This is a genomic window from bacterium (genome assembly GCA_008933615.1).
GTDB lineage: Bacteria > CLD3 > CLD3 > SB21 > SB21 > SB21.
The window spans coordinates 1-16,814 of sequence record WBUR01000002.1 but is presented as its reverse complement, the minus strand read 5'-3'; the positions used below and the strand labels follow the sequence as shown (position 1 = coordinate 16,814).

The 16,814-nt window shown below is 43.4% G+C and carries 13 protein-coding genes; 4 read left to right on the top strand and 9 right to left on the bottom strand.

Annotation, left to right across the window (positions count from 1 at the left end; genetic code table 11):
* Window positions 1-76: 76 nt before the first annotated feature.
* From F9K33_00830 to F9K33_00800, 7 genes are all read right to left on the bottom strand, one after another.
* Window positions 77-304: a SelT/SelW/SelH family protein gene (locus F9K33_00830; protein KAB2881320.1), complete on the bottom strand. Its 228-nt coding sequence runs from the start codon at window positions 302-304 to the stop codon at window positions 77-79.
* Window positions 305-396: 92 nt separating this feature from the next.
* Window positions 397-2,859: a CHAT domain-containing protein gene (locus F9K33_00825; protein KAB2881319.1), complete on the bottom strand. Its 2,463-nt coding sequence runs from the start codon at window positions 2,857-2,859 to the stop codon at window positions 397-399.
* 35 nt (window positions 2,860-2,894) lie between these two features.
* The gene (locus F9K33_00820) at window positions 2,895-4,637 is read right to left on the bottom strand and encodes a hypothetical protein (GenBank protein KAB2881318.1); all 1,743 of its coding nucleotides are present in this window, start codon (window positions 4,635-4,637) and stop codon (window positions 2,895-2,897) included.
* 18 nt (window positions 4,638-4,655) lie between these two features.
* Window positions 4,656-8,111 carry a transcription-repair coupling factor gene (mfd, locus tag F9K33_00815; protein ID KAB2881317.1) on the bottom strand — a complete coding sequence of 1,152 codons (3,456 nt, stop codon included), beginning with the start codon at window positions 8,109-8,111 and terminating at the stop codon, window positions 4,656-4,658.
* 30 nt (window positions 8,112-8,141) lie between these two features.
* Window positions 8,142-9,587 (bottom strand): tRNA (N6-isopentenyl adenosine(37)-C2)-methylthiotransferase MiaB, encoded by a 1,446-nt coding sequence (gene miaB, locus F9K33_00810; GenBank protein KAB2881316.1) that lies wholly within the window; start codon window positions 9,585-9,587, stop codon window positions 8,142-8,144.
* Window positions 9,588-9,591: 4 nt separating this feature from the next.
* The gene (locus tag F9K33_00805; GenBank protein ID KAB2881315.1) at window positions 9,592-10,137 is read right to left on the bottom strand and encodes a hypothetical protein; all 546 of its coding nucleotides are present in this window, start codon (window positions 10,135-10,137) and stop codon (window positions 9,592-9,594) included.
* Between the two features lie 21 nt (window positions 10,138-10,158).
* Window positions 10,159-11,580 (bottom strand): hypothetical protein, encoded by a 1,422-nt coding sequence (locus F9K33_00800; protein ID KAB2881314.1) that lies wholly within the window; start codon window positions 11,578-11,580, stop codon window positions 10,159-10,161.
* Between the two features lie 294 nt (window positions 11,581-11,874).
* On the opposite strand from F9K33_00800, the gene F9K33_00795 reads away from it, so the two are divergent.
* The 3 genes from F9K33_00795 (at window position 11,875) to queC (ending at window position 13,794) form a co-directional block, all read left to right on the top strand.
* Complete coding sequence (locus F9K33_00795) at window positions 11,875-12,558, top strand: radical SAM protein (GenBank protein KAB2881313.1); 684 nt, start codon at window positions 11,875-11,877, stop codon at window positions 12,556-12,558.
* 113 nt (window positions 12,559-12,671) lie between these two features.
* The gene (locus F9K33_00790) at window positions 12,672-13,094 is read left to right on the top strand and encodes a 6-carboxytetrahydropterin synthase (GenBank protein ID KAB2881442.1); all 423 of its coding nucleotides are present in this window, start codon (window positions 12,672-12,674) and stop codon (window positions 13,092-13,094) included.
* On the top strand, window positions 13,063-13,794 hold the full coding sequence (gene queC / locus F9K33_00785) for a 7-cyano-7-deazaguanine synthase QueC (protein ID KAB2881312.1): 732 nt from the start codon (window positions 13,063-13,065) through the stop codon (window positions 13,792-13,794). Before F9K33_00790 ends, queC begins: the two co-directional genes overlap by 32 nt.
* Before the next feature lie 7 nt (window positions 13,795-13,801).
* Here the strand turns inward: queC and F9K33_00780 are convergent, their stop codons facing one another.
* On the bottom strand, window positions 13,802-14,410 hold the full coding sequence (locus tag F9K33_00780; protein KAB2881441.1) for a LysE family translocator: 609 nt from the start codon (window positions 14,408-14,410) through the stop codon (window positions 13,802-13,804).
* A gap of 229 nt (window positions 14,411-14,639) precedes the next feature.
* Here F9K33_00780 and F9K33_00775 point away from each other — a divergent pair, with 229 nt between their 5' ends.
* Window positions 14,640-15,788 carry a hypothetical protein gene (locus F9K33_00775; GenBank protein KAB2881311.1) on the top strand — a complete coding sequence of 383 codons (1,149 nt, stop codon included), beginning with the start codon at window positions 14,640-14,642 and terminating at the stop codon, window positions 15,786-15,788.
* A gap of 174 nt (window positions 15,789-15,962) precedes the next feature.
* Here the strand turns inward: F9K33_00775 and F9K33_00770 are convergent, their stop codons facing one another.
* Entirely contained in the window at window positions 15,963-16,580 is a 618-nt protein-coding gene (locus F9K33_00770; protein KAB2881310.1) for a DUF4386 domain-containing protein, read from the bottom strand.
* Window positions 16,581-16,814: the final 234 nt, after the last annotated feature.

Sequence of the window (16,814 nt, the reverse complement as noted above, 5' to 3'; positions counted from 1 at the left end):
GAGAACGCTAATTGATTGTGTAAATATACCCCAATCGTTGTGGAATGTCAAGCCCATTAAAGACTATATTTTTGAATCACTTAATGGCATTTTTAACTTTCAATTTAATTTCACCAGGATCAGGGAATCGCCCTAGTTCTTTCTTTGAAAAAATAAGTGTATCGTTTACCGAAACCTCAAATACGCCCCCCTTAGATTTTTTTAAATCCACTTCGGCTCCAAATATCCGTTTTAGTTCATCCGCCAGACCGGCGGCTCTCGGTAAATAATTTCAAACCACGCAGTATTCAATGAGAATTTTCATCGTTATCCCTTATATAGAAACAGATTAATTGAAGTAAATTAACAAAAAAAGATAAACAATGCTCATGGCCGAATCAACTGTTTTTTCAAACGCTAATTACTTGTTCCCCATAAAACAAATGGCGCCCAAAAGGCCGGATCATTCCATAATTCATTCTTGATCATGGCGATTTTTGCTTGCTGCAAAGCTTTGGAATTTGATAACTTTAACGCCACCTTTTTTTCATAAAACGTTCTCATAAATTCTGCCGTGCTTTCATCATACACCTTCCACAAGGAAGCGACGACGGCAGAAGCGCCGGCGATCATAAACGCGCGCGTCAAACCCAACATGCCTTCGCCTTGAAGCAGTTGGCCTACTGAAGTTTCGCACGCTGACAGGACGACCAATTTTCCACTCAGTTGCATTTTCTGAATTTCATGCGCCGTCAAAAGCCCTTCGTTTGCATCATCCGGTTCCGACAAAACTATTGCAGACAATTCAGGTTTTTCAGTATTATTGATCCCGTGCGCCGCAAAATGAATAATGGATGAACTTGCCAAAACACTGTCGGATATGGCCTGCCCAGTCAAATGATTATCCGAGCAAATATTCGCTCGGTCTCTGAAAATTTTCTTGATGTTATCGACTTCCAATGCTGCGTAATTAAGCTCAGCCAGCCGAAGTGAATGGTCCATGCTGTTTTTAATTTGCGATGGGGAGAATACTGAAATACGGTCCGTCGTGTTTTTATCCGATTTCGGCACGCTGGATGCCAGCGCAATCGAAGCCGATGGAGCATAAACCCATTCGAACTTCTCTGCAACGAACCCTTCTCCGTCAAACAAACTCTCAAACGGAAGATAAAACAGGCGTCCGTCAGGAATAATGGTTATATGGGAAGCGGACTTCCATTCTTCCGCAAGCGGTTCCATGACTTCTTTATATAATTTGTTGGATAACTTTAGGAACGAATTCCTGTCCTTTCTTTTTTGCTTAATTTGCGTTAAATAATCTATAATGAGCCTGTCAATTATTTCTTTTTTCCCTACCGGAATTATTTTCAGGTTTTTGGAAGACTTCACGAAAGCATAGGACTGTTCTTCCTGCAGGAAATATTCTATTAACAAACCGGAATCGGCGATAGAAGTATGACTTGTTGTCATGTGATCTCCGGCACGCAAAATATCGCTGAGGTTTCTCGCTTTGGCTTTTTCGAAAATATCAAAAGCCTGCTCTTTTTTATTTTTTCTAATCAGAAAAAGCGCATAAGAACGATACGCGTCCAAACGATCGCTTTCCATGAAATAAGTTCTGAGCTCCGTGCTCAAATCATCTCGCGAATCTTCAATTCCTTTTATGGATTCTCTGAACAAAGAATCAGCTTCACGATCCCGCTTTTGCAACTCATACACTTCGGCGAGGTTTGACTGCGCGCGCCACAATTCATTGCGTAGGTCATTTGATTTATAATTTTCAAAAGCCAGTAATAACAACTTTTCCGATTTCTTGTAGTCATTTAGCTTTTTCTTACACTTAGCCATTTCGATCAGCGTCTGCCCATATTGAGCAAAATTTTTTAATTCTAGAAACCGCCGCGCAACGTCTTCAAGCGCATCAAAGCAATTGCTGTAATTCCCCTTTTCATAATCCAACATAACAAGTGAATAGAGCCATTCCGTTTCTCCCAAACGATCTCCCGTCCTTTGTGCAATCTGAAGCGCTTCCTTGAGCGATTCTTCAGCCAGCGAATACTTTTTCATTTCAATAAAAATAGTACTGAGATTTCCAAGGACAAAACTGAGTCCGGCTGAATCTTTTATATCTACATATGCTTGTTTCGCTTTTTGATAAAAAGCGATTCCGTTTGGTTTGTCATTCAGCTGACAATAAACGCTTGCAATATTCAGGTAATCCACCGCAAGATCTTTTTTAATGTGATAGGATGAATCTATCGTGAGCACGTTTTGGAATACGATAAGCGCATCCTGGTATTTCCCGATGTCGTAATATACAATGCCCATATTGTTCAAAATGAGTAATAATAGTTTGCTTTCGCTTTCTTTATTGGCCTGTACCATTTGCAACGCACTATTTAAATGACCAAGCGCTTCAGTATGACGTGAGGTTCTTAAACATAGTACGCCTCGATTATTCAACATCAGCGCAACCAGATCGGAACGGTCTATCCCGGACAAAATCCGTTCTGCGTGCGACAGTTGCGATGAAGCAAGTTCATATTGTGCGGTCTCGATTAGCACTTCTGAATAAGTGCAATGCACCTTGGCAAGAATGGCGGGATCACGAGGCGGGTTTTGAAGAATCTTAAGATACGTACTTATCGATACACCGTTCTGTCCGAGATAATAATAACATTTGGCAATTAAATTCAGCGCCACCGCTAAGCTGTCGGCATCCTTTTCATTGACAGACGTGCGTTCATAATACTGTATTACACTGTCATATTCCGATAAATTAAAATACCAATGGACTCTTTCACTGAAAGACTCAGGGGATGTCTGCGCTTGCAGACTAGAGCCGGATAAATAAATAAGTAAAGTAAATATATTTCGCATATATAATTATAATATCCAGGCTCCGTATGTTATTTTTACTTCATTTTGATGTCAAAAACGCTCTTCAAACGATCGGAAAAGATTTGTACTTTGTATTGAACGGACAGCTTTGCTATCCATTCGTTAAAACTTAATTGCCTTTTAAAATTTATGTAGTCTTCTTTCACACGGTCCTTAAGATCGCCGTAAGGTATAAAATCTCCTTTTTTTCTATCCATTACTTTGATAATGGAATAGTCCTTGTTGGCTTTCATAAACGGCTCGCTCACCGTCCCTGTTTTAACTCCTTTGGCCTTTTGAATAATTAATTCGGAATTCATTTCCGAAACTAATCCGGTCGTAATGCACTTGACCCCTTCAATTTTCTGAGCCTCATTATACATCTCTTCAAAATTGTTTCCTTTCTTCGCATCGGCAGAAATCCGGATAATCACGTTCATATCCGGGGAGGTGATCTCGGAAACATTGATCAACCCGGGTTGACGATATTCTTCCTTATTCGTTTCGTAAAAATCTTGAATATCTTTTTCCTTAATCTCCATCGCGTCGTATAAGTTATTCACTGCCTGCCCGATCATCAAATTCATTTCATGATTTTTTAAGGATTCATTTTCTTTGTCGTTCAGTTCATATCTCATATTCCGGGCCAGATCTGAATATATCCTTCGCAAAGCGACGCCCTTTAACCCGTCATTCAGAATCCGGTCGTCTATCTTTATTTTATTGATATTGTTTTTCATCACATGGACTAACTCAGATACTGTAATCTTGCCGTTCTGAAAAGACGCCAGTTCTAGTGCGCTCTCCGGTTCGGTGAAAGCGGAACTGATTTCAGCAGGAATTTTTATTCCGCGATATACGCGCAGGAACTTCTCGCAATTAGTTTTATTTACAGTGTACTTGTATTCCGTTAACAAGCTGTCGCTAAATCTGCGCTTATTTTTTTCAATATCCGATTTCTTATCACGAAACAAATAGGACAGCATCATATCAAGCAAACCGGATTTGGCTACATCGTATGGTTTTAGATTTTCGACATTTCTTCGGTCCGTCGATTTAAATATATAGAATCCGTAATTCGCTTCGATCGGCCGGCTCAGTTCTCCGATTCGGAGTTCGAAATAACTCTTTTCCAATTCCGGCTGCATGCCCCAGCGTCTAAACCCAATGTCTCCTTTTAAATATTTGCTGTTTTCGTCGTTGGAATACGACTCTGCGAGAAGCCCGAACAGTTCCGGTTCTTTAGCGATTGCGTTATGCAATGAATCAACTAAATGTCTAGCTTCGGCTGTAGTCCTTACAGGTTCTTTTTTGTCCAATATGAACGTCTTATTTGGGTTCTTATATCCGATATAAATTTGCTGTACCCTTACTTCGGTTTTGAGTTTTTCATAAAATGACTTCATTTCTTCTTCGGAGATCATAGAAGAATACACATAATCCCTTAAAATTTTTTCATAAAAGATCTCATCTCGCTTAGTTGTTACGTCAAGTATAATATCTTTCGATTCATTTAATTTGTTTTCAATAGCATTGTAGTAAATGAGCCTGTGCTGAACTAAATCCTGGAGCAGGCTTTGACGCACCTCGTCGTTCTGTAAATCAATTTTTGACCGATTCAATTTTTCAATGTGATGTTTAAGGTCATTTGCCGTGATCGTATCATTGCCCACTATTGCCAATACAACGTTTTGGGCATCAGTGACTTTTTTGTCATTTGCGCATCCAAAAAAAATGGCCGACAAAATAATCACATTCATCATTCGTAACATGGTCATTTTACTCCTTTGCCGTATCTATACGTTTACTAATTCTTGCAGTCCGGCCTTTGCCGATCGCTGTTCCTCGTAATCGAAATTCTTATCATAACATCCTCTAATTATTTCAAGCGCCATCTCGAGTTTTTGTTGATCCGTTACCGGAAAATTCCATGGCAGCGGTTTATTTTTTTGAATATCAAACCATGGAAAGCCTATCCGGATGTCTAGATTTTCCTTTTCCTGAAATAACCGGATATTATCGGACGATGACAAAATAATATTCATTTTCTGTTTCAGTATGCCCGTAGCCGTCTTGTCTTTAACTAATTCCGCATCGATTCGCAATAATATTTTGTTTTCGTCAATAACCACGCGTTCAAATCCGAAACGAGAGGCATAAAACTTAATTTCCAATGTTTTCAATAAATTTTGAACTTCGTCCGGCACGGGGCCGAAACGGTCGACGAGTTCTTTTTGAATTTCCTCGATCTTTTGAATGAACTGGACTCCGGAAAGTTCCTTGTAAATTCGCACCCTTTCAGATTGAACATTCACATAATAATCCGGTATATACGTATCGCAAAACACATCTACATGGGTTTGCAGAATTTTTTCTTTTACCTGGATCGTATGCGCCGGTTCCGCGTCTGGCAATATTTCTTTTTTCGTTTCGAAAACGGCTTCTTCGACGATCTGACAATACAATTCATATCCGACTGCATTCATATAGCCGCTTTGCTCCGAGCCCAACAGATTTCCCGCACCGCGAATTTCCAGATCACGCATTGCGATGAGAAAACCCGATCCCAATTCCGCGAATTCTTCGATCGCCTGCAAACGTCTTAATGCATCCGTAGCCATCGTATTATAAGACATGGTCAACAGATAACAGTACGCCTGCTTGTTAGACCGTCCGACGCGCCCGCGAAGTTGATACAACTGCGACAGACCAAACTGATGCGCATGATCAATAATGATCGTGTTGACGTTCGGAATGTCGATACCGTTTTCAATAATCGTGGTCGCGATCAGCACATCGTATTTTTTTTGCATAAACGCATGCACGACGTCTTCCACTTTCCTTGGCGGCATCTGGCCGTGAACAATCGTGAGCCTCGCCTTTGGAACCATTTGCCGGAGAGTCTCCGCAACCTGATCGATACTCTGCACGCGATTATGTACATAATATACTTGTCCGCCGCGGTCAATCTCCTGCATGATTGCATCATGGATTAGGTCCTCATCAAACTGCGTGATTTCCGTTTCGATCGGCAGTCGATCTTGCGGCGGCGTATTGATCACGGATAAATCACGGCCTCCCATCAATGAAAAATGCAGCGTTCGCGGGATCGGCGTTGCCGTCAATGTCAGCGTGTGCACCGTCGATTTCATTTGCCTGAGGCGTTCTTTGTGCACCACGCCGAAGCGCTGTTCCTCATCGATAATGAGCAAGCCCAGGTCTTTAAATACAATATCTTTTGAAAGCAGGCGGTGCGTGCCGATCAATATATCAATTTCACCCGTCTTGATTTTCTCCAGTATTTGCTTCTGCTCTTTCGCCGACTTAAATCTGGAAATCACATCCACACGCGCCGGAAATTCTTTCATGCGCGCTGAAAAAGTTTCAAAATGCTGTTCTGCTAAAATGGTGGTCGGTACCAGTATCGCAACTTGTTTGCTATCCTGAATTGCTTTAAATGAGGCCCGTATTGCAATTTCCGTTTTGCCGTATCCGACGTCACCGCAGACCAGTCGATCCATCGGCGTTTCCTGTTCCATATCTTTTTTCACTTCTACCGTAACGGTAGATTGATCCGGCGTATCTTCATATTCAAAGGACGCTTCCAATTCATACTGTAAATCAGAATCGGGCCTGAACGCATAACCTTTTTTCGATTTTCGTTCCGCATACAATTTGATCAAATCCTGCGCTATATCTTTAATGCTCTTTCTGGTTCTGGATTTCAGCCGATCCCAATCGACGGAACCTAATTTATTCAATTTCGGTTCCGCGCCTTCATCTGCAGAAAATTTCTGTACGCGCATAAAATGCTCTAACGGAACAAATAATTTATCACCGCTTTGATACAACAGTTTAAGGCATTCTTCCGTATGCTCCCCGCTCGTTACTTTCTCCAGGCCGGCATATTTAGCGATTCCATGATCTACATGTACAACGAAATCGCCCGGTTTGAGGGAATGAATATGACGCAGAGCCTGTGCGCTTTTGAAACGGCGATAAACTCGCGCGCGCTTAACCCGTCCAAATATCTGGTGATCGGTAAATACCGCGGCGTCCGCATCGTCAAAATAAAATCCTTCGTGCAGTTCTCCTGCGCCTATCGCATAGTCCACGCCGGAATGCAGTTGTTCGGAATCCAGTAAATCATCCAACCGTTCCACTTGTCCGGGATTCCCGCACAATATGAAAACGCGGTATTCCCGATGAATCGCAGTAATTTTTTCACGCAGTAAATTCAAATGGCCGTTAAAAGACTCTACCCCACGGGTCTGAAATGAAAGAATCTCAAATTGTCGTTTAGACAAGCGGCAAAAGTGGATCTGTTTAAACCGGTTAACTTGCGCTCTTATGCCGGACGTTGTGAAATATATTTCATCGGGCAGTTGTAGCTTTTCTTGTTTAACGGCTTTCTTTTCATAATACTCTTTGACCGCTGTTTGAAACTTTTCCGACGCTGCCGTAACGATGTCGGGTTCGTATTCAAACAGCATAGCTGCAGAATCCAAATAATCAAATAAACTTCCTTCCCGTTGCGCGGCGGGGCTTCCGTCATTTTTCGGATATAAAGCAATATTGTCCCGTAGTCCAACCGATCGCTGCGTCATTACATCAAATTCACGAATAGATTCTATGACGTCTCCGAAAAACTCAACGCGTACAGGGTTTTCCATGGAATACAGATACATGTCTACAATACCGCCTCGAACGGCAAAAGTTCCAACCCGATCAACAACTTCATTTCTTTCAAAGCCAAGTTCACTAAGCAATGCTGTCAAGTAATGAAATTGAAACGTCGAGCCCTTATTGAGTTCAATTCTATAGGACGAAAGTTTTTCCGGAAGAGGTATTTTTTTTAATAACGCTTTTACGGTGGTGATAACGACACAAGATTTACGTTCAAGCAATTGTTCCAAACATTCCTGCCGCAGGCTAGCGATGGATACCGAAGGCTCTTTCTCATCGTATGGCAATGTGTCTTCTTCCGGAAAACAAAAAATTGCCGGGCAGGCCTCGCCGGCATTGGATGAAAGCGCGGTCATATCATCGAGCATATTGGAATAGGCATTTGAATCCGGCGCAATGAGCACGGACTGCGCCGGTTTGAGGTCCTGTATAAAAAGAAAAGCGGCTAAAACATCGGAAGAACCAATCAGCCCTTCACAAGAAAAATTGCCTCCGGAACGGACGCGTTCAATCGCAGTCTTGATCTTTTCGGAATGATGAATTTTTTCGGTAAGTAATTTGAGCATGTAAATGAAGAGAAGAACGGTTAGACAAGACTATACCGGCTCGCCGAACAATGTGTGTCCGTCGGAGCGCGTTATTTTTACGTTTACGTAGTCGCCTATATTAAATGTGCCGCGCGGAATGATGACCGTCTGAGACTTGCCGGTTTTGGTGCAATAACGCTCTTCGGATTTTCGGCTCACCATTTCCACCAGAACTTCGAGTTCCTTCCCGATTTCACGCCGGATCACCTTTTCGCCAACGATTCTCTGCAATTCCATGATTTCGTGTAAGCGTTCCGATTTCAATTCCTCGGACACATCATCCGGCATGGCATACGCTTTCGTTCCAATACGCGGAGAATATTTAAAAGTGTAAGCGGCATCGAACTGAACCCGTTCAAACAAACTAAGTGTATCCTTGTGATCTTGCTCCGTTTCACTCGGAAACCCCGTAATGACGTCCGTAGTGAGCGCCACATCAGGGATAATCTTTCGCGCCCGGTCGATCAAAGTAAAATATTCGTCACGCGTATACGTGCGATTCATCAGATACAGTATACGGTCGGAACCGGATTGAACGGGCATGTGCAGATGTTTGCAGATATTATCACGCTCGGCGATCAAATACAGCAGCCGCTCCGGAAAATCCTTGGGATGCGGCGACGTAAAACGTACGCGCCGTATACCTTTTACGTCGCTCACTTTCTCCATCAAGAAGGCAAAGTCATGCGCGTTGTCCTTATAGGAATTAACATTTTGACCCAGCAGACAAATTTCGGTGTAACCCTGATCTACGGCTTTTTTCGCTTCCTCAACCACGCTTTCTACAGACCGGCTGCGTTCACGTCCGCGCGTATACGGCACAACGCAGAAGGTGCAGAAATTATCACAGCCGCGCATGATCGCAATCCATGCCGTGAACTTGCCGAAGCGCGCCGGTTCTATTTCTTCGTACACTTCCGTTCGCGATAAGCGGGTATCAATCTGAAATTTGAAATCTCTGAATTCACTCAGGCTGAAATCATTATCCATATCCTTAAGTTTCTGAATCGTCACCGGAGCATTTTTTTTCGATTCCTGCCGGAGCAGATCAGGAAGTTTTTTATAGGAATCGGGGCCGAGCACAACATTGACATACGGACGTTTGTCATGAATTTCGTTCTCCAGATGTTTCGCCATACAGCCGAGCACGCCGATGATAAGATCAGGTTTTTGTTCTTTAAGTTTTTTGAATCGCGTTAATTGCCCCCAAACCCTCTGCTCCGCATTTTCACGGATGGCGCAGGTATTCATAAAGATAGCGTCCGCTTCATCGTATTGATCGACGAGATCGTAGTCAAGATCATGCATAATACTGGCTACCAATTCCGAGTCGTATACATTCATCTGACAACCGTATGTTTCTAAATAGAGCTTTTTTTTTCCCCCGGCGAGACGTTGTCGTAAGCTATCGATACTTTGTTCAGAATTGATTTCTTCTATTAAGGTATCCGGCATATCCTCATTTTTCATTAATGATCGTTTCGGTTAAACTGAGAGCGATGCTGGACAACATCACTTCCGGGCCAAGCTGGGTGATGTCGCCTGACAGCAGATCGGTGTCAACATTGGCGTAGAGCGAGCAGGCGGCTCCTTTTTCAATGATGAGGCCGGACAATTTCCCTTCGCTGGTTCCGACAAACGTCACTTCCCCCAGCATCTCACTGACGACGTAGCCTGAACAAAACTGAAGCTGCAAATGCGCCGTGGGAGTATAAACCGTGATCAACGTACCTTTTCGTGTTCCGATGGGAATATTAGGATATATTTCCAAGGTCAGCTTACGGCCTTCCTGCGGATTTTCAAGATACATCCTGTAATGATTCCCGAAATCCTGTTTTGTCACGCCGAGACTGTGCGCGATCTTGTCGATATCTACGGGAGAAATATTAAATTTTTTCACTTCAGTAACGGATTTTTTTACGGCAGAAACTTTCTTTGGCGCGCTTTTCTTAACCGCAGATCGTTTCTTATTTGAACTTTTCCTAAGGGGTTTCTTTTTTTTCATACCACCTGAATATATGATAAATTAGTTTTTCGAATCAAAAATTACATCGCCTAACTTGCTGTCCTCTTTGCGTCCTGCCCGGAGACGCACCGCTTCCGCATACTGTTCCGCAATCCGATAAAACGAGTATTTGACTTTTCCGCCGGCATCCAGCGTCGTTTCTCCCTGAAAATCTTTCATCATCTTTTCCAGACAGGTTTCGACTTCCGACTGACTCATGGCTTTTTCACCCGACACCGAGTTAATTTCCTTCATGATCTCATCGACGGAGGCCGATTTATCGTTTCTTTTGAAAATGACTTTCATCACGCGTTTGCGCTTATTCATATCGTCGCGTTCCCGCCGCAGCTTTATGACTTTCCATGCGCGGCTCAGCGGAACTGTAAAAAATAACAATGAAAATACAAACGGAAGGTAGCCCAAGAATATAAGCACTAAAGTATCGTTTTGTCCGACGTACACCGGGCGGGAACTGTAAAATCCCGATAAAATACTGGATGCAAAAAAGAGATTAAATAGATTCATGAAAACAATTAACGCATTTCGACCGGTTTTGTTGCCTGTGATTTCATATTCCGGCTCGTATTCATCCCAATAATGTTCTATTTTTCCGCCGTCCACTTCACCGGTTCCGCGCGTGATCTGGTCAAATTTTCCATACACAACGCCATTGTCCGATATTACGGCATCGCCTTTGAATCGAACAATACAGTCTGACAAGAACGACTCCGCCTCGTCCATTTTCCAGCCGGCAAGTGCAACCAATTCAGCCGGAGTAACAATCCCTTTACTTTGACGCAGATAGGCCGCAACCTCTTTCGCATTGGCCAAAGGATCTGTTTTAACGCGCTCCGGGCCGAAAACGAAATCATAAACAGAGGCAATAAAATTTTTCTTCTTTTCATTTAAATACGATTTTTTTGGCTCATACTGCCTGTAACGATAACCGTCGCGGTCCATTTGATAATTAATCATACGTGTCGCGGTTCGCCATTGAAAAATGGAAAAAAAGATATTGAAAATTCCGTCCAATCTGACCGGCGACTTGCGATCACGGTTGCCGCCCTGCGAAGCCGCTATAATGAGACCAATCAGTATTACGAGGAAGATTACAAAATACACAACCAACGTAATCGCGATCCATGCTTTAAAAAAAACAGTAAAAGCCTTCCACAGCCATTCACCAACCTGCTCCATTTTTTCGGCCAATGTTTTTTCGCCGCGCCGCTGCAACGATGATCCAAACGAATAGATCATATCCCCGTTATCCGTTACCATCAGGCGGCAAACGTATCTCGACATCATTGTATCTAAAGCCTCTTTGGCTTCGTCAACGGCCAAACCCGTAATAGACGCCGCGTCGTTGAGCGTAAAACTACCTTTAACACCTGCGATCTTTTTCTCTAATGCCTTAATCGCATCCTGGATTTGCGTCGTATTCATGTTCCTTAATAATTCTGTTTAATATTCAAGATAGGTTTAAAAAGGCGGCATTAATGTAAAGGATAAATTTCATAATTTCAATAAAAGAATTGGTATCGAATTGAAAGTAGAGCAATCCTTTTGCCACAGAGAACACAGAGAAAAATTTTTACAAAAAAACTAATGTGAGACAACCTTTCACAGTTATTTTTCGTTTTTCCTCTGCGAACTCTGTGGCAGGGTATTTCTAACAGGTGCCTGAGAAACTGATTTGCACTTGCGGGAATTGCTTATAATCAATATATTGCCCGACCTATGGAATCAACCGCTACAGCAGACAACACGCTGAAAATCAATGAGATTTTTTTCAGTATTCAGGGCGAATCCAGCCATGCCGGAAAGCCGTGCGTATTCGTTCGGTTGACGTACTGCAATTTGCGTTGCTCTTATTGCGATACGGAATATGCTTTTTATGACGGCAAAGACATGACGCTGGATGCTATTTTGGATGAAGTTAAACAGTATCAGTGCAAAACAATTGAAATTACCGGCGGCGAACCTTTGATGCAGAAGGCCGTTCATCCCCTGATGAAGCGATTATGCGACGAAGGGTATGAAGTTCTGATCGAGACGGGCGGAAGTTTGGATGTATCCCCGATCGATCCGCGCGTTTTTAAGATCATGGATCTTAAATGCCCTTCAAGCAAGATGGCGCATAAAAATTTATATGAGAATATTGCTTATCTCCTTCCGCACGACGAGGTTAAGTTTGTCATCGGAAATCGGGAGGATTATGCATGGGCCATCGGGCAGATACGTCAATACCGTATTCAGGCCAAATGCAGAACGATCCTTTTCTCACCCGTTTTTGGAAACATCGAACCGGTGGAGATCGTGAACTGGATGTTAGCCGATCAGATTCAAAAGGAAATTCCGAATCTGCGTTTTCAGATCCAGATGCATAAGATGATCTGGGCGCCGGAAACAAGAGGAGTATGAAAAAACATTACCACGAAGCCACAGAGAACACAGAGAAAATAAAAAACTTTTTAACACAATAAACCTCCATGATCTCCGTGGTTGGATTTCGGAATATACTTATGGAAAATATTATCAAAATAGCAAAAGAATTTCACTGGGAAATGGCGCATCGCCTTCCCTATCACCGTTCCGGCTGCCAGAATATTCACGGCCATTCCTATCGCATGTTTGTCGAAATCGAAGGCACGCCGGGGCCTAACGGCATGCTTATGGATTACGGCGATATGAAATCGCTGGTAAAGCCGATCGTGGACGAACTCGATCACGCGTTTCTCTGTTCTAATGACGACGAAATGATGAAGCCGTTTCTTAAAACAAGCGGACTTAAGGCGGTTTACGTCGATTTCTTTACGACGGCAGAGAATCTGAGTTTTTATTTTGCCAAAAAAATCAAAGAAAAACTGGTTCCATACAAAAATATCATTGCCGTCAAAGTCCGGATTCAGGAAACTACCTCATCGTATGCAGAAGCCGTTGAAACGTTTGCCCGTTAAAAAAAAATCAAGTAAAGAACTTGCCGTTATACTTGTAAGCGGCGGTATGGACAGTTGCGTCACGGCGGCTATCGCGGCGCAGTCGTATGAACTCGCCATGCTGCATCTCAATTACGGGCAGAAAACCGAACGGCGTGAAGAAAAAGCGTTTCGCGATATTTGTAAATTCTATCGGATACCCGGGGATCGCCAACTCATCAGCCATATCGACCATTTGAAAAAAATCGGCGGCTCCAGTCTGACCGACCGCTCGATAGAAGTGACAAAAGCCAATCTGGAGAACAAAAAAGTTCCTACCTCGTACGTTCCCTTTCGCAATTCCCATATTCTCGCGATCGCCGTGAGTTGGGCGGAAGTGATCGGCGCTAGAAAAATATTCATCGGCGCAGTAGAAGAAGACTCCTCCGGCTATCCGGACTGCCGGGAGGAATTTTTTAAAGCATTTAATAAGGTCATCGCGCTCGGTACGCGCCCGGATACGACTCTCGAGGTCGTCACGCCGATCATTCATAAGAATAAATCGGAAATTGTAAAAAAAGGCGTGGAACTCAAAGCGCCTCTCCACTTGACGTGGTCGTGTTATCAATACGAAGCCAAAGCCTGCGGCGTGTGCGATAGCTGCGCTCTGCGTTTACGGGGATTTCAATTGGCCGGTGTGAAAGATCCTATTATATATAAGCAGATTATTAAATATAAGTAAAACTTCTTTATTTCTTACTAACCACCGCCAGCCGAAGCCCCAGCGCAATCATGATCAGCCCGGTAAATTTATTAAAAAAACCCGACGATCTCATTTTCTGTTTCATCCTCCCGCCTGCATAGCTTGCCGCGTAAGCGATAAGGAGATTTACCGCCGTACCTAAAATATCAAACAGAATTCCCAGCCCTGCAAGTTGTAGTGCGACATTATCGCTTGCGGGATCGACGAACTGCGGAAGAAAAGCCACGAAGAACAATGCGACTTTCGGATTTAATATATTGGTGATCATCCCCTGCTTAAATATCTCCATTAAAGGCGTGGTCTCAACAACCACATTATCCGTCGGATTTCCGCTTCGGTATAACATCTTAATTCCAAGGTACAATAAATAACAAGCGCCTGCGTAACGCATGATTTCAAAAGCCACCGGAACCGCTTTCAGCAGAGCCGTTAGGCCAAGCGATACTGCCATGATGTGTCCCATACAGCCCACACCAATACCCATAGCAGAAACCACACCGGCCATGCGCCCCTGTCCTACGCTTCGGCCAATGATATAAAGCATGTCGGGTCCCGGCGTCAATATCAGCAGGAACGATGCCGTCCAGAATAGCAACATATCGCTGTGCTCCATGTCAAAATCCTTTCGATTCGATAATACCCAAAGCATTCTTTCTAATGAATAAGTCCCTACGAAAATTTGAAAATAAAGTTATGACCTATTTGGGTATATTTCTCAGTGATACCAAATCCCGGGTTATTTATCGTAACAAAGCAGACTACACAGCGTAAGTTATTAACCAATCGATAAATTCGTATTCATTCCCAAACTTAAGGACGTAGTTATGTTCCGAAGTATTGCTCTTTGTGCGCTGATTCTTTTCATTACAACTGCGGCTCAATCACAGACTTCGCAATCGATCTCTGTTCCCGCAGACACATTACATTGGTCTCTGGGGGGACGCGCAAATATTACAGAACATCAGGGCCGGCAGAGCATCTTCCTCAACGGCGGAAGTGCGGAACTGAGCGACTTTGAAATGCGCGACGGCGTAATCGATGTCGATGTTTCGACTCCTGCAAAACGCGGATTCTTCGGCATACAATTTCGCCTAGATAACGAAGGCCTCAACGGCGAATGGGTTTATCTACGCCAACACAAGTCCGGATATCCCGACGCGATGCAGTATACGCCGATTCTCAACACCGGCCTGAACTGGCAGCTTTATAACGGAGAAGGATTCACCGGCGCAGTCGATATACCAAAGGATACATGGTTTCATCTGCGGCTGGTGGTCGCCGGAGCGCAGGCGAAACTTTACGTCAAGGACATGAATACACCCGCGCTCGTGATGGACGATTTGAAAACCGGTATTCAAAAAGGCCGGGTTTCTTTGGCGGTGCTGATCGGCGAAACCTATTTCTCCAATTTCGAAATTCGCAAAACACCCGACGCAGCATGGGAAAGGCATCTTCCGCCAATGCCTCCGGGCACTTTGACTAAATGGAAAATTTCTCCAGCCTACGATGCGCTCGCGCGTAATACGGAGCGGCCGCTCTCGCCCGCTGAGAGCGATACGACACGCTGGCAGGATGTGGAGGCGGAACCGCCCGGACTTGTCAACCTCTATCGCTATCGCGACGCGCCGCATCTGAGGGTTACGTTTGCAAACGACTTTTCAAAACGTCTCGATCCCCAACCCGGAACGAAAGTCTTGTATGCGAAAACCGCCATCGAATCAGATCGTGACCAGGTGAAAAAACTTTTCGTCGGATATAGCGACGAGGTCAGCGTGTTCCTAAATGGAAAAATTCTTTTTACAGGGCGAAGCGCGCAAAATTTTCGCGATCCCGGTTTCCTCGGGATTGTCAACCCGGAAAATGACGCCGTCTACCTTCCCCTGAAAAAAGAACATAATGAACTAGTGCTCGCGGTGAGCGAACTCGGCGGCGGATGGGGATTTAATTGCCGGTTAGTCGATATAAAGAAATAGGTTTATGATCGGGCATTAAATACCTAAGCTCATTCAGAGATGAATCATGCGTTGGTTCCCGGTATCGGGAATTTTCATCAAGACAGGAGGCGTGACGCATAACGCCGTTTCGGTTATTGCCGAAAGCGGAGCTTTCCAGCAAATTTCACCCTCCTAATTAAGGCTAAAATTAATTTAACCTTTTTCCTTACCATTTATTGCAAGAAGCCAAATTGTAAACGACATCTCTCCAACAATACTCGGAATTGCAACCAGCGCTAAAAATATTGAACTATATACTTCATAATCCGGCAGCAGGAAATGCGCACTTGTATCAATCATGTACATTATACCCGCAATAATGAGAAAGAATGCAATTATTCTCGGCTTACCAATTATTTTTCCCAATAGGATAAGATGAATGCCAAAAAAGAAAAGTCCGATAAGCCATACAATATTGAAAGTATCTACTTGTCTAAGAATTTCATGACTAGTAGTTGATTTTAATGCTGCAGGAAGTGCAAATATAGCAACGCCCATAATTGCCGCATGCATCATTCTAAAGAACGTGCTTAAATTTGACAATGAGTGTTCTTTATATAATTCATAAAGCGCCCATGCAACAACAACGTCAAAAACAACAGTTAAAATAAATGCCAAAATCCCAATTCTTACCATCATATGATTCTGTTGAATGGCGCCTATGGGGTCTTGCAGAATTGATTCAAGGACAAAAAAATTAGCGAATATCGCTGCGAAGAAAATAATGAGGTAGCTAATACCGGCAATTATTGAGAGTTTTCTTGGTTGCATAGTTTCGTTTAGTTTTTGTGGTTAAATTATTTATTAATTGTCTGTCTATCTCATACGCTTCCGCCGGCGGCGTGACGAAGCGACACGTGTAAGCCGCTTGTTATCTGATGTGTCGCCGGCATCAATATAGTTGTTGATTTCAAGTAATACAATTGTTATAATTACTCAAACGAAAGGAAACTTATGCAAAAAACCGCCGTCCGCAAGGTTGGCAATAGTTTAGGTATTACTTTG